Consider the following 18,357-nt stretch of genomic DNA (forward strand, 5'->3'; position numbering starts at 1 on the left):
CCTCATGCCGGCGACCCGTCTTCCCTCATCGATTCTTCCCGGGAGCGCAGGCCTCCAGCCTGCATTGAGCCGACGGGTCATCAGGCAGGCGGGACACCTGCGCTCCCGAGCACTCAGCCTCATCGGCTTCGCCCTGCTCGTTCGCGCCTCAGTCGGTACGGCCGCCGAAACGATCGACTTCGGGCGGGACATCTTCCCGATCCTCTCGAACAACTGTTTCACCTGTCACGGGCCCGACGCCGAGAAGCGCAAGGCAAAGCTCCGACTCGACCTCCAGCAGGGCGCCCTCGGTGCGGGGAAAAGCGGCGCGATCGCCGTCGTCCCCGGCCAGAGCGCGGCCAGCGAGCTCGTGTTGCGCATCACCTCGCCGCATGAGGACGAAGTCATGCCGCCGCGGGACGCGAAGGAGAAACTCAGCGCCGCCCAAATCGAGAAACTCAAGCGCTGGGTCGACGAAGGCGCGGCGTGGGGCCACCACTGGGCCTTCGAGGCCCCGCGGCGTCCGGTGTTACCCGTCCTGCGTACCGCCTCCGGCCCCGCGGTCACGCACCCGATCGACCGCTTCGTCCGCGCACGGCTCGAAAGGGACGGTATCGCGCCTTCCCCCGAAGCCGATCGCCGCACGCTGCACCGCCGCCTCAGCTTCGACTTGCTCGGTCTGCCCCCTGAACCGAAGGCGGTGCAGGCCTTCGTCGACGACCCGCGTCCCGATGCCTACGAGCGGCTCGTCGATGCGTTGCTGGCGTCGCCGCATTTCGGTGAACGCTGGGGCCGGCACTGGCTCGACCTCGCGCGCTACGCCGACAGCGCCGGCTATCTCAACGACACGCTGCGTCCCTACGCGTACCTTTACCGCGATTGGGTGATCGACGCGGTGAACCAAGATCAACCGTTCGATCAATTCACGATTGAGCAGCTCGCCGGCGACCTGCTGCCGAACGCCACGCTCGAGCAGAAGATTGCCACGGGGTTTCACCGCAACTCGCTCAAGAACGACGAGGCCGGCGCGGATCTCGAACTCGACCGTACCAAGGCGGCTGTCGATCGCACCGCCACGACGGGCGCCGTGTTTCTCGGGCTCACGGTCGGCTGCGCCGAGTGTCACACGCACAAGTACGACCCGATCACGCATCGCGAATTCTACCAGCTGTATTCCTTCTTCAACAGCACGGCGGAACGGGACGTGCCGGCGCCGCGGCCCGACGAACTCGCCGCGTACAACAAGCGGCACGACACGTGGGACCAGGAGCGGAAGAAGCTGGAAACGCCGCTCGAAGCCTACATCGCCACGCTCGTCGACACTCAAGTGCCGGCGTGGGAAAGCACCGTGAAAATTCCCGCCGCGCGCTGGACCGTGCTCGCGCCCGAGGAGATCACGATCGTCACCGAGGACGAGGAACGGATCTTCGCGCCGAACGACGATCGCTCCATCTCCACCGGACCGCGCGACCCGCTGCGCTCCCGTTACCTTGTGAAGGTGCCGGTCAACCCGCTCAAGGGCGTCACCGCGATCCGCCTCGAGGCCCTCGCGGATCTCGGCGGCAAGGTCGGTCGCGCGCGCAGCGGCGATTTCAATCTCGCGGAATTTTCGGCGATGCTGAAAACCGCCGACGGCGCGCAGCACAAGCTCGAGATCGCCACGGCCCGCGCCGATTTCGCCGCGAAGAACGCGACGCCCGAGCTGACGCTCGACGGCGACAACACCACGGGCTGGAGCGTCACGGGACAGACGGATGACTCCCACGTGATCATCTTCGAGCTGAAGGCGCCGCGTGACTTTCCCGCCGGCTCCACGCTCTATTTCGAGCTCGAGCACCGGATCACCGGCGTGCTGAACCGCTTTCGTTTCGCCACCACGTCGGCAGTCCTGCCGATCGAGCCCAGCCCGATGCCCGATTCGATTCTGGCGGCGCTCGACACGGCGCCCGCGCAACGGACACCGGCGCAAAAGTTGGAGCTGGCGCGACATGTCGCGCGTTTCGCCGACGCCCAGGGCAAGGAGTTGTTCAAGCCGCTCGCGGCGCACATTGCCAAGAAGCCCGAGTTTCCCAAGACCGCGGCGCCGGTCTTGATCGCGCACGAGCGCAAGACCCACATCCATCTCCGCGGCGACTACCAGCAGCCGGGCGAGGAAGTGCAACCCGGCACGCTTTCCGTGCTTCACCCCTTCAAGCCACGCGGCCCGAAGCCCGACCGGCTCGACCTCGCCCGCTGGCTGGTCGACCCGGCCAATCCGCTCACGGCCCGCGTGACGGTGAATCATATTTGGAAACACCTGCTCGGACGCGGACTCGTGGCCACGCCGGATAATTTCGGCTCACTCGGCGAACGGCCCTCGCACCCCGAGCTCCTTGATTACCTCGCCACGGAATTCGTCCAGCGCGGCTGGAGCCGGAAACAGATGATCCGCTTAATCGTGACGTCGGCGACCTACCGCCAGTCGGCGATCGGCCGCCCCGACTTGATCGATCGGGATCCGCTGAACGTCCTGCTCGCGCGCCAGAGCCGGCACCGGCTGGAAGCCGAAATTGTGCGCGATGCGTTCCTCGCCAGTAGCGGGTTGCTGAATACGAAGGTCGGCGGCCCGAGCATTCATCCGCCACTGCCTTCGTTCGTCCTCGCCTTCGGCCGCAACAAGACGTGGCCCGAGACGAAGGGCGCCGAGGTGTATCGGCGCGGCATGTACATTCACCTGCGCCGCAACGTGCCTTATCCGATGCTGACCACCTTCGACGCCTCCGACGCCAGCGTCGCCTGCCTGCAGCGCGAGCGGTCGAACTCCCCGCTGCAGGCGCTGACACTGCTCAACGATCCGGTGTTTTTCGAATGCAGCGAGAAGCTCGCCGAGCGGCTCGCGGCGCTGCCGGGCGACGTCAACGGCCGGCTGCATCAGGGCTTCGAGCTCTGCCTGAGCCGGCCGCCCGAACCCGCCGAGATGATCGCACTCCGCGCGCACTTCGACGACCAGTTGAAACTCACCGACGGCGATGCGAGACTGGCGATGGTCGCCACGGCCCGCCTGCTGCTCAATCTGGATGAATTCATCACGAGGGAATGACGCCGAGGGAGTTGAGAGTTGAGAGCGAAAACCGAATCCGGTCCCGCACCCTTCCACTATCCCAGTCCCAAATCCGTTTCATACCTCCTCTCCGTCTCTCAACTCTCAGCCCTCAACCCTCAACTTTTCTCCCCCCATGTTCAGCCGGCGAAAATTTCTCATGCAGGCCTGCGGTGGCATCGGCGGGCTCGCGCTGTCGAATCTGTTGAGCCACGAGGGGCTGCTCGGCGCGACGGCCGGCGGACTGCCAGGCCACACCCACCACAAGCCGAAGGCGAAGCACTGCATCTACATTTATCTCGAGGGCGGACCGAGCCAGATGGATCTCTACGATCCGAAGCCGATGCTCAACCAGCTCGACGGCCAGGCGCTGCCGGAGTCGATGCTGAAGAACATGCGCTTTGCGTTCCTCGCGAAGGAGTCGGCCCGCATCATGGGTACGCCGCGCACGTTCAAGAAGCACGGGCAATGCGGCATGGAGTTGTCCGACCTTCTCCCGCACATCGGGTCGATCGCCGACGACATCTGCCTCGTCCGATCGATGCACACCGACCAGTTCAATCACGTGCCCGGGCAGTTGTTGATGAACACGGGCTCGGCGATCTCCGGCCGCCCGAGCATGGGCTCCTGGCTTTCCTACGGTCTCGGCAGCGGCTCGAAAAACCTGCCTGAGTTTGTCGTCCTGATCTGCGTTGGCCGCGGCGTGCCGGGCGGCTCCGCCAGCTGGGCCAGCGGTTTCCTGCCGTCGAAGTACTCCGGCGTGATGTTCCGCAACGAAGGCTCGCCCGTGCTGAACCTCGACAACCCGGCGTCGATCACGTCGGCCATCCAGGAACGCAACATCAAGGGCGTCACGCAGCTCAACGCGCTGCGCCACGCACAAGTCCACGATCCCGAGATCGAGAGCCGGATCGCCGCCTACGAGCTGGCGTTTCGGATGCAGAGCGCCGCGCCGGAGCTGATGGATCTTTCCAACGAATCCCAGGCCACGCTCGACATGTACGGCCTGAATCGTGCGGAGCCGAAGATCGAGGGCGGCAACCAACTCGGCGGCACCGGGCTCTTCGGCACGTTTGCGCGGAACTGCCTCATGGCCCGCCGGCTCGTCGAACGCGGCGTACCGGTCGTCCAGGTCATCCACGCCTCGTGGGATCACCACAGCCGCATCAACACCGATCTGCCGCACAACTGCCTGATGGCCGACCAGCCGATCGCCGCGCTTGTGAAGGACCTGAAACAGCGCGGACTGCTCGACGACACGCTGGTGATCTGCGGCTCCGAATTCGGGCGCACCGCGCTCGGCGAAAACCGTCCGGGGGCGCGTACCGTCACCGGCCGCGATCACCATCCCAACGCCTTCAGCCTCTGGCTCGCCGGCGGCGGCATCAAGGGCGGCCAGGTCATCGGCGAGACCGACGACATCGCGTGGAACGTCACCAAGGATCCGGTCCACGTGCACGACCTCCACGCCTCGATCCTGCATCTCTTCGGCTTCGATCACACAAAGCTCACGTATCGTTTCCAGGGTCGCGACTACCGGCTGACCGACGTCGCCGGCCATGTCGTGCCGAAACTCTTCGCCTGATCCACGCATCCGCGCGCGACTCCAGCGGCGTGACTGAATTCCCCTTCTCCCTAGGACCGCGGACGCCCCCGTCCGCTCCGAAGAAATGCGCGGGCGACTGCACCGCATGAAACATTTTCTCCTCGGGTGACTCCTCGTCATCGCGCTTGCCGGACTCGTCGCGCTCACGTGCGCCGACGTCGCCCAGCGGCTCGAGCCGGCCGTCGGCCCGGGTCGCATCGCGGCCGATCCGCTCACCGAAGAAGGCGTGCCGCTGCTCCAGACCAACGTATGCTGTGGGCGGGGGCCCTCACCCCGCGCTTGGAATCGTGGCCGACAACCCGCGGGGCGAGGGTACCCCGCCTGCACAACCACTCGAACCTCCTGGAGCTGCTTTAGAAATCCCTGAACCCACCTTTACCCGATCCAGCTCCGACGGGCTCGGGCATCGGAAAGTCTCCGTGGCTCGAGGCCGGTGCGGAAGCGGATGATTTTTTCGGTGCGGCGGCCCGCGGGGCGAACTTCGGTGCGGAGGCGACGGACCGCACGTTCGGCACGCGAACGGACGCGCTGCTTCTGGCGGCAGGCGCGGCGTCACCGGGCGCACGGCCGCGGATCAGCAGCTGCAATTCGCGCACGGCGTCCTTGAGCACGGCAGCCTGGGCGTTGAGTTCCTCGGAGGCGGCGGCGCACTCCTCGGCGGTGGAGGCGTTGGCCTGCGTGACCTTGTCGATCTGCGTGACCGCCATATTCACTTCGCTGATACCCTGGATTTGTTCGTGCGAGGCCGAGGCGACCTGCGTCACCTCCTCGTCCACCTTCTGCGCGTTGGCGACGATCTCGGCGAGTTTCTGCTCGAGCAGCTGGGACTTCGCGACGACATCCTCGACGGAGGCCACGACCTTGTCGGTGACGCGCACGCCGTCGTCGCTGCGTTGAATCGAGGCTTCGATCATGTCGGCCGTTTCCTTGGCGGCACGGGCGCTGCGTTGCGCGAGGTTGCGCACTTCATCGGCCACGACGGCGAAGCCCATGCCGGCCTCGCCGGCGCGCGCGGCTTCGACGGCGGCGTTGAGGGCGAGGATGTTCGTCTGGAACGCGATCTCGTCGATCGTCTTGATGATCTTGGAGACGTCGTTGCTGGCGGACTTGATGCCGTTCATCGCGTCGCGCATCTCACCGCTGGCGCTGCGGATGCCCTGCATGGCCGTGCCCATGTCGTGCGTGCTCTGGGCGCCGGCTTCGGCGTTGGCGCGCGTCTGGGCCGTGATGCCCTTGGCGCTTTGCACGTTCTGGCCGTTGCGCTGCGTCATGCTGGAGATTTCCTCGAGCGAGGCGCTGGTTTCCTCAAGTGAGGCGGCCTGCTCGCTGGCGCCTTCGGCCAGCGACTGGCTGGCAGCGGACACCTGGCTGGCGGCCGAAGCGACCTGGGCGGATCCTTCGGCGAGCGACGTCGAGATGGTGCCGAGAACCTTGCTGATGCTGCGGATGATGGTGAAGGCAAAGCCTGCGCCCACGAGAAGTGCCAACATCACTGCGACGACGGTCTTGGCCCGCGAGGCGATCAGCAGATCGTTGAGCATGAGATTCGTGGCCTCCACCGATTTCACATTGTACTCCTGTGCCGCGCGCACCGCGGCTTCATACGCGGCGAATGCCTTCGACGCGTTGCCGTGCAGCGCCTCTTCGGAAGCAGCCGCCTTGTTCTCGGTGCTGGACTTGCGCAGGTGGCGGGAGGCCGTGCGATACTCGTTCAGCAGCGGCTCAATCTTGTCGGCCAGCTGCCGCTCCTCGGGCATCGCGATCGTTTTGATGTAATTCGCGAGAAGCGTCAGGATTTTCTGCGCCTCCTCGTCCGCCTTCTTTTCCAGCTCCGCCATCTCGGCGGTTTCGGCGCTGACGACGTGCCTCAGATTGATGACCCGGTAGTCGAGGGTCTCGGCCAGCAGTTCGGACGTGAGCAGCACCTGGTGGTTGTCCTTGGACAGGCTCTGCATGGCCTCGCCAATCTTGCGGGACTCCAGCCAGTTGGACACCCCGAGGAGGGTGATGAGCAGGAGCAGCACGGAGAATCCGAGCGTGATGCGTTTTCCGATAGTCCAGGATTTCATGTGAGAGGCGAACGTTGAAGGACGCGAAGGGTGTTGGTGACGGAAGAGTCCGGTCTGGAAGAACTGGCTGGCGACGAAGGAGGACCTCATCGCTTCTCCACGAATCGACGCCCGACCGAGCGATGAAAACCCCAAGGCTCTCTATCGGGCATTTCCCGGTCTTTCTGTTGCGCGACCGTTGGCAAACCCTCCTCCTATTTTGCGATCGCCATCAGCCCGGCGACTGCCACGCCGGCCACGCAGGTGGCTCAATCGTTCACCGATCGGGTCGCAGGCCGCGCGCAGGCTGCCACAACACGATTGACCGATCGATCCTGCAACCTACGGTCACGCCGTGCAGCCGAAGCGGCCATTTCTGAAGTGGGCGGGCGGTAAGACCAAGCTGGTCGCTGCGATACGCACCGTCGCTCCCGCCACTGCAGATCGTTTTGTCGAACCCTTTGTGGGGAGTGGGGCGGCGGCCCTGAATCTCGGCTACGCGCGGAACCTGCTGGCAGACTCCAACCGAGACCTGATCGATCTTTACGGCTTCCTGCTGCAGGACGGTGAAGCCTTCATCGCGGACTGCGGGGCGCTGTTTGTACCGGAGCACAATGTGTCGTCCGCGTATTACCGGCTGCGGGCCGAATTCAACACCACGACCGATCGACGCCGCCGCGCGTGTCTTTTTGTGTACCTGAACCGGCACGGCTACAACGGTCTTTGCCGCTACAACTCGCGCGGCGGCTTCAACGTCCCGTTCGGTCGCTACACGCGCCCCCGGCTGCCGCAGGCCGCGATGCGCGGGTTCCGCGCCGTGCTGCAAACGTGCACGTTGAGCCACGCCGATTTCCGCGAACTGATCGGACAGACGGGCGCGGGCGATTTCGTGTATTGTGATCCGCCCTACGTGGCGGCAAGCGCGACGGCCAACTTCACCGCCTACGCGCGGCTGGGTTTCGGTACGACGGATCAGATCGACCTCGCGGCCTGCTGCCGCGCCGCTGCGCAACGCGGCGCCTGCGTCGTCATCTCGAATCACGACACGCCCGAGACCCGCGAACTTTACCACGACGCCGACGAAACCCACGAGCTGCTCGTGCGCCGCCGCATCAGCTGCCAGGCGCAGACTCGCGGCCACGCGCGTGAACTGCTCGTCGTCTACCGGCCCGCGGCGCCGCGCGTCGAGCAGCATTCGCCGGCGGCGTAGGAGCGACGAGGGCGTGACGGGGTGCCCGACACCGTTGGGACCGCGACCGCCCTCGGTCGCATCTTTCCCAGGGCGACCGGGGGCGGTCGCGGTCCAAGGGGAAGCCCGATCCGCGTCGAATTATTTCCTCAGCACCTTGTCCGCAAAATCCAGATACCTCGCCCAGTCGTACGCGTTGATATCATGCTTGCCGGTGCGCAGGTGGTACGCGATCGCATCGCCGAGCACGGGCTGGTTCACGGGAGGCTGCTCGGCGACGCCGAGGCCTTTCTTGCCGTACAAGGCGTAAACCGGCTCGGCGTGTTTCGCCGCGAGAAACTCTCCGCGCGGGTCGGCCCAGGAGTCGTCCTCGGCACTCGCCACATGCACCGGCCGCGGCGCGATCAGCGCGATGAGTTCGTGCTGGTCGACGGGCAGCGCGGCCTCGCGGCCGTTGTAGGCGCGGAAATTGCGGGAGAACCAAAACGGGAACGAGCGGTTGATGGTGGCGACATCCTCGCCAAAATTCCGCATGCTCAGCGCCGCGCCGCCACAGCCGGAATTGTTGGAGATGACATACGCGAAACGTTCGTCCTGCGCACCAGCCCAGAGCGCGGCCTTGCCCAGACGCGAGTGGCCGTGCACCGCGACGCGCTTGCCGTCGATTTCCGGATCGCTCGCGAGATAATCGAGCGCGCGGCTCAATCCCCAGGCCCAGATGCCAATCGCGCCCCACGCATCGGGCTTGCGATCCTCGACGGCGCCCGTGCCGAACAGCGCGGCGACGTCGCGATTCAAGCCCTCGTTTCGATCTTCACAGAGATCGCCGTAATACATCGTCGCCGTCGCATAGCCGCGCGCGATCACGGTCTCGACATTCCAGCGCGACGCGTGCGCCCCGCGTGTGCCTTCGGTCGCGCGGTTGTTCACGATCTTGAATTCAGCCGTCGGCCGCATCCACGCGGTCGAGGGCGTGATGCCCGGATCCGGATTCACGCAGGGGTTGCCGTAGTAATTCAGCCCGAGAAACGCCGGCCACGGCGCGTGCGCACCGGCCGCGCCCGCGGGTTGGTAGACGAGCAGATGGATTTTCGGTCCGTCCTTTTTCTCGGTGAACCAGATCGTGATTTCCTTGCGCACGGCCTTGCCGCCGAGGGCGGCGCGGTCGACCGACGTCACCGCCCAGTGCATTTTCTCCGGCCGGCCCGCCGGCGTGCGGCCATAGACTTCACGGGCGAACAGCTCCAGCAACTCGGGCCGGCGCTGCGTCCGCCACTCGGCCACATCGCGCACGCGCGTGCCGTCGTTGCGCACCAGCGGATCCGGCAGCGTGTACGGCCGCACGGCTTTCTCGTCGGAATTGATGCCCGGACGATCCGCGCTGAATCCAGCGACAACGGAGCAGATCGCGAGACACGTGACAGCGAGGGGACGCAGGACGGAAGTCATGGCGCAACTATCCGTCGAGCGAAGTCGCACGCAAGCATCGGTCGGCGGTGAATCCAGGCAAAGGCACTTTCTTACAGGAGCAAACGGAGGAAACAGAGGAGAGCGGCCGTGACTCCGTGGTCGCTGTTACCTCCTGTAAACCTTCCTGATCCTGGGGACTGCGATCCCACGCACCCAGCACATCGTCGGGCGACGATGAGCGTGTTCCAATTCTCGCTCGGAAACGAATTCGCCCGTGCTAGGGTGCGGCCACCGATGAATCTCCCGCTTCGACCGGTGCTCGTCTCGCTGACGATCGCATGGCTGTTCCCTGGTTTCGCCCACGCCGACGTCACGCCCGCTCCGCTGTTCACCGATCAGGCGGTGTTGCAGCGCGACAAACCCGTGCCGGTCTGGGGCACGGCCGACGCCGGGGAAAAAATCACCGTTTCGTTCGCCGGTCAGCGGCGCGAGGCGACCGCGGGCTACGACGGCCGCTGGATCGTGCTGCTCGAGGCCATGCCGGCGTCGACGAGCGGCGCCGAACTGACCATCGCGGGAAAAAACACGATCACGCTGCGTGACGTACTCGTCGGCGAAGTGTGGTTGTGCTCCGGTCAGTCGAACATGGAGTGGCCGGTGCAACGCGCCGCGAACGCCGAAGCGGAAATGGCGGCGGCAAATTTTCCGTTGATTCGCCACGTGAAGGTCGAGCGCGCGGTGGCCGAAACGCCGACGACCACCGCGAAGACGAGCGGCTGGCAGCCAACCACGCCGCAGACCGTAGGTGCGTTCACCGCCGTCGGCTATTTTTTCGCACGCGATCTCCACCAGAAACTCGGCGTGCCCATCGGCCTCATTCACAGCTCGTGGGGCGGCACGCCGGTCGAGTCCTGGCTGAGTCCGGCGGTGCTCACCAGCGAACCGGCATTCGCCGTGATCGGCGAACGCTGGCGTCAGAACCTCGCCGATTTCCCCAGCCTCAAGACCGATTACGAAGCGCGGCTCGCGCTGTGGACCAAGGCGGAGGCCGACGCCAAAGCCGCGGCGACGTCCCGCGCGGAGGTCGCAGCAAAAAGCAAAAAGGGCCCGAAACCCGACGCGGCGGCATTGCACGCGGAGTGGCTGCGGCAGAATCCACGGCCGCGGAGCCCGCGCGGACCGGGCGATCCTTGGACACCGGCCGGGCTGTTCAACGGGATGATCAATCCGCTGCTGCCGTATGCGCTGCGGGGCGTCACGTGGTACCAGGGTGAGAGCAACGCGGAGCGCGCGTCGGAGTACCACGCGTTGTTCGCCGCGATGATCAAGGCGTGGCGGTCGCACTTTGCGCAGGGCGACATTCCCTTCTACTGGGTCAGCCTCGCCAACTTTGGGGTGCCGTCCGACGGCCTCGAGCGCGGCCGGTCGTATGCGTTTCTCCGCGAGGCGCAGACGAAGACGCTTGCGTTGCCGAACACCGGCCAGGCGATCGCGATCGATATCGGCAATCCGCGCGACATCCATCCGACGAACAAGCAGGAGGTCGGTCGCCGGCTCGCGTTGATCGCGCGCAACCGGACCTACGGCATCGTGGGTGACGATACCGGTCCGACGTTCATCAGCGCGGCCCGCGAAGGCGCGACGCTGCGCGTGCGATTCGCGCAGGCGAGTGGCGGCTTGATTGCCCGCGACAAACCAATCCAGGCGCTCGAGCTGGCGGGCGCCGATCGCGTGTTTCAGCCGGCCGTCGGCCGGATCGAACGCGAGACCGTGGTCGTGTCGTCGGTGCTCGTGCGCGATCCGGTCGCGGTACGCTACGCGTGGACGAATGCGCCCGAGGCGAATCTGTACAACGGCGCGGGCCTGCCAGCGACGCCGTTTCGCTCGGACGACTGGTGAGAACGACGTTTGCGATGAAACGACGATTTCTCCGCCACGAAAGCGGGTGAATTAATTCTAAAGCCAGAAAGCCATGAAACCATCGGCCTTGCTGAGCTGCCTGTTTTGTCTGATTCGTGGCTTTCTGGCTTTTGAATTCTGGAGGTAGACGGGCCCGATTTGCTGGCTTCCTGCTCGAATGCGGTAAAGGAGCTGTCATTGGGGAAATTTGAGTTTGCCACCACTCAACGCCGTGCGCTTTCTTTGCCCTTCACGTTCTCTCAAACCTTTACCACACCACAGTCATGGCTGAACTCGTAGGAAATGTCTTGGTGGGCCAGTCCGGTGGCCCCACGTCCGTTATCAATGCCAGCGTCGCCGGCATCATTTCGGAGGCGCTCAACCATGAATGCGTCGAAGAAATCTACGGTGCGCTGAACGGGGTGCTGGGAATCCTGCAGGAGGACCTGATCGATCTCGCTTCGGAGTCGCAGCAGCAGATTCGCGCCCTCCGTTACACGCCCGGCGCCGCGCTCGGCACGTGCCGTTACAAGCTCAAGAAGCAGCAGGATTTCGAGCGCGTACTCGAAGTGTTCAAGGCGCACAACATCCGCTACTTCTTCTACATCGGCGGCAACGACTCGCAGGACACGGCCGACAAGATTTCCAAGCTCGCCCAGCAGCAGAATTACGAGCTCCGCGTCATCGGCGTCCCGAAGACGATCGACAACGATCTGCCGGTCACCGACCACTGCCCGGGCTATGCCAGCGCCATCAAGTACATCGCGACGAGCGTCCGCGAACTGGCCTGCGACAACGAGGCCATGGGTCAGGGCGATCTCGTTTCCATCGTGGAAGTCATGGGCCGCAGCGCCGGCTGGCTCGCCGCGGGCGCCGCCCTCGCGAAGCGTCGGGATCACCCGCACGATCCGCCGCATCTCATTCTCCTCCCTGAGATTCCGTTCAACCAGGAAAAGGTCCTCGAGGACATCAAGCGCGTGCTCAAGCGCGAGCGTTTCTGCCAGATCGTCGTCGCCGAAGGTCTCGTCGACAGCGATGGCAATTACGTCGCCGCCGATGCCGCCACGGATGCCTTCGGTCACGCCCAGCTCGGTGGCGCCGGCGATGCGCTCGCTGAAATTCTCGGTCAGAGCCTCCCCGGCGTGAAGATTCGCGTCGCGAAACCCGGCCTCCTGCAGCGTTGCGCCGCCCATGCCGCCTCCAAGGTGGACTCGGACGAGGCGTTCCTTGCTGGCCAGGCCGCCGTGGAAGCTGCGATCGAAGGCGAGACCGACAAGATGGTCACCCTGATGCGCGGCGACGGCGACCACTACACCTCCGAGACCGGCCTTGCGCCGCTCGCCGATGTGGCCAACTCGGTCAAGAAGCTGCCCCGCGAGTGGATTAACGAAGACGGCCACAGCATGAACTTCCAGTTCCTGCGTTACGCGCAGCCGCTCATCCAAGGTGAACTCACGATCCCGCACGATGCCGGCGTCCCGGTCTTCGCCCGCCTCGACAAGGTTCGGGTCGACAAGACGCTCCCGGCTTACGAGGTCTGACGTGCGAGCCCGCTCTCGAGTTGAGAGTTTAGGGCTGAGAGTTGAGCGTTGAGAAGAACACGTCCTTTTACGAAGGCCGGTCGCAAGACCGGCCTTTTTTGTGCGCGGGGGCCGGACATGATACCAGCATCCCCTAATACCAATCGCCCTTTGCCTTTGGACTCTAGCCGTGGCTACGAGCGCCCGCGAGTGGACGGACGTGAGGCCAAAGGCACGGCCACTCGCTGGCGCTCGTAGCCACGGAGCTATGTCGACGGGCTTAACCCACACACGCAGCCAGCAGCCGCTCGTGCACGGCTGCGGCTGAAATCGGCTCACGTTCAGCGCCGGTGCCGATTAGCACGGGCCACTCGGCGGAATCCGCGGGACACGTGCCGTGCGATCCTTTCACGAGTCCCGCGTCGAGCGGGATGAGGTCCATCAAGACGCGGAAACCGAGCGCCTTCTTCAGGAGCTTCGCAGCCACGCGCAGTTTCGGCAGGGAAATCGCCGGATCGAGGAAGAGCTCAACCGGATCGTAACCGTACTTCCGGTGGATATCGACGCAGCGCGCGAAGTCGGGCGCCCTCCGGTCGTCGTCCCAATAGTAATACGTGAACCACGCGTCCTCCGCGGAAAATACCACGAGATCGCCCGACCGCGCGTGATCCAGGCCGGCCGCGCGCTGACCGGTGGCATCGAGCACGCGCGCGACGCCGTCAGTCGCTTCGAGAACCGTCCGCACCGCACCGATCAATGAAGGATCGTTCACGTAGACGTGCGCGACCTGATGATCGGCAATCGCGAAGACCTTGCTTGCCCCGCAGTCGAGCAGTTCGAGGCCGAGTTCGTCCTTCACGGTGATCCAACCCTGCGCGCGGAAAATCCGGTTCAACGCAATCGAGCGGCGCACCGCGGTGATGCCGTATTCGGACAGGACAATCGTACGCACCCCGCGCTGCGCGTAGAAATCCATCAACCCGCCCACCACCCGGTCGATCGCGCGGCAATCGTCCGCGATCCGCGGGTCCGTCGGACCGAGACGTTGCAGATTATAATCGAGATGCGGCAGGTAAACGAGCGAGAGGTCCGGCCGGTGCCGCTCCTCAATCCACTCGGCAGAGTTCGCGATCCACTCGGACGACGCGATTCCGGCCATCGGGCCCCAGAACGCCGGGAACGGAAACGGCCCGAGGTCGCGCTTGATCGCATCGCGAATCGTCAGCGGGTGACTGTAGACGTCGAAGAACTTCCGGCCGTCCGCGGGATACATCGGCCGCGGCGTGATCGACCAGTCGGCGGTCGAGTACATGTTATACCACCAAAATAATTTCGCGCAGGTGAACCCGGGCCGCACCGCGCGGGCCTTTTCCCAGAGCTTCGGCCCGTGCACGACGTGATTCGACTGCTTCCAGAAATGATGCTCGTCGAGCGTGCGATCGTACCAGCCGTTCGCGACCGCGCCGTGGCCCGAGGGCGGCAGGCCGGTCAGATAGGTGCTCTGCGCGGTGCACGTGACTGCCGGCAACACCGATTTGACGCGAGTCAGTCCGCCGGTCTGCGCGGCCTGCTGCAGCCGCGGCGTGTGCGGTCCCACGAGACTCGCCGTGAGCCCGACGACGTTGAGGATAGCGATCCGCTCAGGCATAACGCGCCCGCAACTCGTCGAACGCTGCTTTCACGATTGGTCCGTCCATCTCGTGGATGTCGAGTCGCACGCCCGGGGCGCGGATCATCGGAATCGTCAGCCGCCCACCGAGGTGCTCGCGAAATTCCTCCAGCCCATCGAGCATGTCCTGGCGTCCGCTCGGCCCGCGAATCTGTTTGATCGGTTCGAACAACTGGAAGCCCAGCCGCTGAATCACGTCGAGGATGCGCTCCGCGATCGGCTCGGGCAACAGCCCGACGCGCCGCGAATAAATGAGATCGATGGCCATGCCGACGGCGACCGCTTCGCCGTGACTGACGCGAAACTCCGACAGCTGCTCGAGCTTGTGCGCCGCCCAGTGGCCAAAATCCAGCGGCCGCGCCGAGCCGCGCTCGAACGGATCGCCGGCCGTCGCGATGTGCTCCATGTGCTGGCGCGCGCTCGCGCGAATCACGGCCTCGTAGGGTTCGGGCGCGAACACCGCGAGCGCGTCCACCCGCTCGGCGATAAATTCGAAAAATGCCGCGTCACGAATCAGCGCGACCTTCACCGCCTCGATCAAACCGGCGCGGCGATCGCGCGGCGGCAGTGCATGGAGGAACGCGAGATCGTTGACGATGGCGTGCGGCACATTGAACGCGCCAAGCCAGTTTTTCTTCCCGAAGAAATTGATTCCGTTCTTCACGCCCACGCCGCCATCGCCCTGGCTCAGGCTCGTCGTCGGCAGGCGCACGAGCGGAATGCCGCGATGCGCCGTCGCCGCGCCGAAGCCCACCATGTCGAGCACCGCGCCGCCGCCGACTGCGATCACATACGAGTGACGGCACAGGCCGGCCGCGTTGATCGCGGACCACACGCCTTCAAGCTGGCGGAAATCATTCTTCACGGCTTCACCCCCGGGCACGGCCACGGGCGTCGCAGCGAGGCGCACGTGATCCGTGCGCGAGGCAAACCAGCCGGCAATCTTCTCCCCGAAGCGCGGAAACCCCGCTTCGAGCCCGGCATCCCAGAAGACCAATGCGCGCACGTTCTCGCCCGGTTCCCGGGGCGTCAGCACCTGCGCGAGCGTGTCGTTGCCCGCGCCAAAGACATCGCGCGTGAAGACCAGCCGGTGCTCATGCTGCAACGCAATCGGGAAGGAAACAGGATCAGTGCGATCGGCCATGCGGGTTCAGGTGGAAGCGGCGAGCCGCTGCGCCCAGCGTCCAAGAGAAACCGCCGCCGCGCAAGCCATTGCCGGAATCCACGCGCCGAGCGCCAGCAGCGCGATCGCGTCGACCAGTGGAATGAACGCCAGCAACCGCCCGACCGAACGGCCGATCTTGGCTGCCGGCGCGCCGGGTTTGTATTCCCAGCGCGCAATCAGGCTGAGCGTGACGATGTAAACGAACAGCGCCGCGACCCAGGCGAGAAACGCGGGCGTCAGGCTGCGCCCATGCAACGACGCCACCGCGATCGCGAGGCAGACGCGGCAGCCCGCCATCAGGATCACGGATCCAATCCAGCGTTTATGGATCCAGTCGTACGCGAGGATCGTGGCGGTCAGCGCCAGCGACCACAGGGGCGACGCACCGATCAAAACGAGCAGGCCGAGGCCAACGACCATTTCAACCGTGGCCAGCCACCCGGCTCCCGCACGCGACACCAGACCCCGCGGAATCGCGCGCTCCGGCCGGTGCCGCGCATCGAAGCCGGCGTCGAACACGTCGTTGAAGGTCGCGCCGCCGGCGTAGATCAGACAGCCCGCTAGCGCCGCGAGCGCAAACGTGGCCAGCGAGGGCCAGGTCGGCGCACCCGCCGCGGACAACACGAGCGCTGCGAGGACGTTGCTGACGACCGACGGAAAATTTCCCGCGCGCGCCAGATCGAACCAGACGCGGAGTTTCACGGGAGAGCAGGCATCCCGCCTGCTACGGACTGAATGCAGGCGGGACACCTGCGCTCCCGGATCCAACACCTCACACCCCGGCCTCCCGCGCACACGCCTCGGCCAGCGCCCGATCGGCGAGCCCGCGCGACGCGAGCGCATCGAGCGTCCACGCATATTCGCGCACGAGCTGATCCTCGATTGGGATCCGCAGCGGCGTCGGCAACACCTCCCACGTGTACGTCTCCATCTCGAGATGCGCACACGCGGCCGGCCGCGCCTGCAGCCAGTCGAGCGCCGCCATGAGATGATCGCGCGTGTCGCCAAACGGCGCGCCGGGCGCCGCATGCAGCGGCACATGAAAATGCACGCGCCACTCGTCGTCGGGTAGTGAAGGCGTCGGATCGGCCAGCGCGTCCGGCAGATCCACGTAACGCCGGCGCACGGTATTGCCGCTGCCGACCACCACCTGGTGCAAATACACCGGCTCGACAAACGCCTCGAGGGCTTTGCGACCCGCGGCGTCAGGCCGCACGCGCAACGCCGAACTCAGATGCAGTTTGCTCAGCCGCAGGCCCGCCGCGGCAAGGCGATCGAGCGCGACGGTGGCCGATTCGAATTCGACGCCGAGGTGACAGCAGTCGTAGTTGACGCCCACATACGGCAGCAGCGCCGCCGCCGCCGGATCGCTGTTTCGCCAGTCGTCGAAGAACCTGACGGTCTCCTCACTCGTTTCGATCAGGCAGCACGGCTCGGGCTCGAGGCCGAGGTGCAAATCGCGGCCCGATTTCGCCGCGAGGTCGGCAATCGCGCGGCCGCAGACGGACAGTTGGCGGAAAATCGCGGCGCGGCGCGCCGGTTCGGCGGCGACGAAACCCTTGAACGATCCCGGCACCGTGCTGACGCTGCCCGCGGCGCCCGGCGGCTGCAGTTGCACGAGCAGCTCGAACAGTTGCAGCGTGTAAGCGGTGCGTTCCGGCGTCGACCAGTCGGGCGCGTACACCTGTTCCTTCACGCGCGTCCCGTGAAAGCTGCCGTACGGAAAGCCGTTGATCGTGAAAACGGTGCAGTCGTGGCGTTCGAGCCAGCGTTGAAACGCGAGCAGCGTGTCGCGCTGGGCGAGTTCCGCGGCGGCGCGCTGGCCGAGGCGCAGGCCGATCGCGTAGGTGCGGCCCGGCGCAACGCGGCGGCGGACCGGCAGCGTGTGGCGTTCGAGCGCGGCGAAGGTCTCCGCCCAGGTTTCCCCGCGGTGGACGTTCGTGCAGTAGGCGAGTTGGAGGCCGTGGTTGAGCTTCATCCCCCGGCAGAGTCGCCCACCTTGAACTTCGGACACTGCGACAGGAACCGGTGCGGATTCCGGTACAGCACCGAATCGACAAAATCCACGCTGTGCCCGCGCCGGCGCATTTCGAGCGCGGTCTTCGGCACCGCCAGCGGATCGCTGACGCCCCAGTCGCACGCGGAATTCATCCAGATGCGCTCGCGTCCGCAAATTTCCAGCATGTCGACCGCGCGCGGCGGCGACGACTTCGAGTCGGGATAAAGCGTGATGCCCGCCCAGAACCCGCGATCGAGCACGCGCTGAATCGTGTGCTCTTCGACGTGATCGATGATCACTCGCTCGGGTTTCACGCCCGGATGCGATTTCAGGACGTCGAGAATGAGATTCGTGCCCTTCAGCTTGTCCTCGAGGTGCGGCGTGTGGACGAGGATCAGCTGTTCGAATTTCACCGCGAGATCGATGTGCTGCTCGAGCACGTTCATCTCGTTGCGCGTGTTCCGATTCAGGCCGATTTCGCCGATACCCAGCACATTCGGGCGATCCAGAAATTCCGGAATCAGCGCGAGGACATCGCGGGCCAGGCCCAGATCCTCGGACTCCTTCGGGTTGAGACACAGCCAGCTGAAATGCGGCAGGAGAAACTTTGCCGCGCGGGCCGGCTCGTATTCGGTCAGCTGCCGGTAGTAATCGCGGAAGCCCGACACCGAGCCGCGGTCGAACCCGGCCCAGAACGCCGGCTCGCACACCGCCACGCAACCGGCCGTGACCATCGCCTGATAGTCGTCGGTCGTACGGCTGACCATGTGACCGTGGGGCTCGATGTAACGCAT

The 18,357-nt window shown here is 65.4% G+C and carries 12 protein-coding genes; 5 read left to right on the forward strand and 7 right to left on the reverse strand.

Annotation, left to right across the window (positions count from 1 at the left end):
* Nucleotides 1–4 precede the first annotated feature (4 nt).
* Together ACLJEU_RS25675 and ACLJEU_RS25680 are read left to right on the forward strand one after the other, a co-directional pair.
* On the forward strand, nt 5–3,058 hold the full coding sequence (locus ACLJEU_RS25675; RefSeq protein ID WP_414661148.1) for a PSD1 and planctomycete cytochrome C domain-containing protein: 3,054 nt from the start codon (nt 5–7) through the stop codon (nt 3,056–3,058).
* A 136-nt stretch (nt 3,059–3,194) separates the two neighbouring features.
* A complete protein-coding gene (locus ACLJEU_RS25680) occupies nt 3,195–4,643 on the forward strand; it encodes a DUF1501 domain-containing protein (RefSeq protein ID WP_414661147.1) in 1,449 nt (482 codons plus the stop codon).
* Nucleotides 4,644–5,017: 374 nt separating this feature from the next.
* Here the strand turns inward: ACLJEU_RS25680 and ACLJEU_RS25685 are convergent, their stop codons facing one another.
* The gene (locus tag ACLJEU_RS25685) at nt 5,018–6,733 is read right to left on the reverse strand and encodes a HAMP domain-containing methyl-accepting chemotaxis protein (RefSeq protein WP_414661146.1); all 1,716 of its coding nucleotides are present in this window, start codon (nt 6,731–6,733) and stop codon (nt 5,018–5,020) included.
* A gap of 334 nt (nt 6,734–7,067) precedes the next feature.
* Here ACLJEU_RS25685 and ACLJEU_RS25690 point away from each other — a divergent pair, with 334 nt between their 5' ends.
* Entirely contained in the window at nt 7,068–7,922 is an 855-nt protein-coding gene (locus ACLJEU_RS25690; RefSeq protein WP_414661145.1) for a DNA adenine methylase, read from the forward strand.
* Between the two features lie 120 nt (nt 7,923–8,042).
* Here ACLJEU_RS25690 and ACLJEU_RS25695 read toward each other — a convergent pair whose 3' ends face one another.
* Complete coding sequence (locus ACLJEU_RS25695; protein ID WP_414661144.1) at nt 8,043–9,350, reverse strand: alpha/beta hydrolase family protein; 1,308 nt, start codon at nt 9,348–9,350, stop codon at nt 8,043–8,045.
* A gap of 255 nt (nt 9,351–9,605) precedes the next feature.
* Here ACLJEU_RS25695 and ACLJEU_RS25700 point away from each other — a divergent pair, with 255 nt between their 5' ends.
* Both ACLJEU_RS25700 and ACLJEU_RS25705 read left to right on the forward strand, forming a co-directional pair.
* A complete protein-coding gene (locus ACLJEU_RS25700; RefSeq protein ID WP_414661143.1) occupies nt 9,606–11,210 on the forward strand; it encodes a sialate O-acetylesterase in 1,605 nt (534 codons plus the stop codon).
* Between the two features lie 284 nt (nt 11,211–11,494).
* The gene (locus ACLJEU_RS25705) at nt 11,495–12,751 is read left to right on the forward strand and encodes a 6-phosphofructokinase (RefSeq protein ID WP_414661142.1); all 1,257 of its coding nucleotides are present in this window, start codon (nt 11,495–11,497) and stop codon (nt 12,749–12,751) included.
* A 259-nt stretch (nt 12,752–13,010) separates the two neighbouring features.
* Here the strand turns inward: ACLJEU_RS25705 and ACLJEU_RS25710 are convergent, their stop codons facing one another.
* The 5 genes from ACLJEU_RS25710 to ACLJEU_RS25730 form a co-directional block, all read right to left on the reverse strand.
* Complete coding sequence (locus ACLJEU_RS25710; RefSeq protein WP_414661141.1) at nt 13,011–14,378, reverse strand: alkaline phosphatase family protein; 1,368 nt, start codon at nt 14,376–14,378, stop codon at nt 13,011–13,013.
* The gene (locus ACLJEU_RS25715; RefSeq protein WP_414661140.1) at nt 14,371–15,543 is read right to left on the reverse strand and encodes a 3-dehydroquinate synthase; all 1,173 of its coding nucleotides are present in this window, start codon (nt 15,541–15,543) and stop codon (nt 14,371–14,373) included. Before ACLJEU_RS25715 ends, ACLJEU_RS25710 begins: the two co-directional genes overlap by 8 nt.
* Before the next feature lie 6 nt (nt 15,544–15,549).
* Nucleotides 15,550–16,266, reverse strand: coding sequence for a UbiA family prenyltransferase (locus ACLJEU_RS25720; RefSeq protein ID WP_414661139.1), 717 nt, complete (start codon nt 16,264–16,266; stop codon nt 15,550–15,552).
* 70 nt (nt 16,267–16,336) lie between these two features.
* Nucleotides 16,337–17,542, reverse strand: coding sequence for a metabolite traffic protein EboE (gene eboE / locus ACLJEU_RS25725; RefSeq protein WP_414661138.1), 1,206 nt, complete (start codon nt 17,540–17,542; stop codon nt 16,337–16,339).
* Nucleotides 17,539–18,357 carry a TatD family hydrolase gene (locus ACLJEU_RS25730; protein WP_414661137.1) on the reverse strand — a complete coding sequence of 273 codons (819 nt, stop codon included), beginning with the start codon at nt 18,355–18,357 and terminating at the stop codon, nt 17,539–17,541. Before ACLJEU_RS25730 ends, eboE begins: the two co-directional genes overlap by 4 nt.

The sequence above is a fragment of the Terrisphaera buseokensis genome (genome assembly GCF_047521145.2).
In the GTDB taxonomy this organism is placed as follows: domain Bacteria; phylum Verrucomicrobiota; class Verrucomicrobiia; order Opitutales; family Opitutaceae; genus ER46.

Coding starts and splice junctions, on each gene's coding strand:
- ACLJEU_RS25675 (WP_414661148.1), top strand. CDS start 5: ATGCCGGCGACCCGTCTTCCCTCATCGATTCTTCCCGGGAGCGCAGGC.
- ACLJEU_RS25680 (WP_414661147.1), top strand. CDS start 3,195: ATGTTCAGCCGGCGAAAATTTCTCATGCAGGCCTGCGGTGGCATCGGC.
- ACLJEU_RS25685 (WP_414661146.1), bottom strand. CDS start 6,733: ATGAAATCCTGGACTATCGGAAAACGCATCACGCTCGGATTCTCCGTG.
- ACLJEU_RS25695 (WP_414661144.1), bottom strand. CDS start 9,350: ATGACTTCCGTCCTGCGTCCCCTCGCTGTCACGTGTCTCGCGATCTGC.
- ACLJEU_RS25700 (WP_414661143.1), top strand. CDS start 9,606: ATGAATCTCCCGCTTCGACCGGTGCTCGTCTCGCTGACGATCGCATGG.
- ACLJEU_RS25705 (WP_414661142.1), top strand. CDS start 11,495: ATGGCTGAACTCGTAGGAAATGTCTTGGTGGGCCAGTCCGGTGGCCCC.
- ACLJEU_RS25710 (WP_414661141.1), bottom strand. CDS start 14,378: ATGCCTGAGCGGATCGCTATCCTCAACGTCGTCGGGCTCACGGCGAGT.
- ACLJEU_RS25715 (WP_414661140.1), bottom strand. CDS start 15,543: ATGGCCGATCGCACTGATCCTGTTTCCTTCCCGATTGCGTTGCAGCAT.
- eboE (WP_414661138.1), bottom strand. CDS start 17,542: ATGAAGCTCAACCACGGCCTCCAACTCGCCTACTGCACGAACGTCCAC.
- ACLJEU_RS25730 (WP_414661137.1), bottom strand. CDS start 18,357: ATGCGTTACATCGAGCCCCACGGTCACATGGTCAGCCGTACGACCGAC.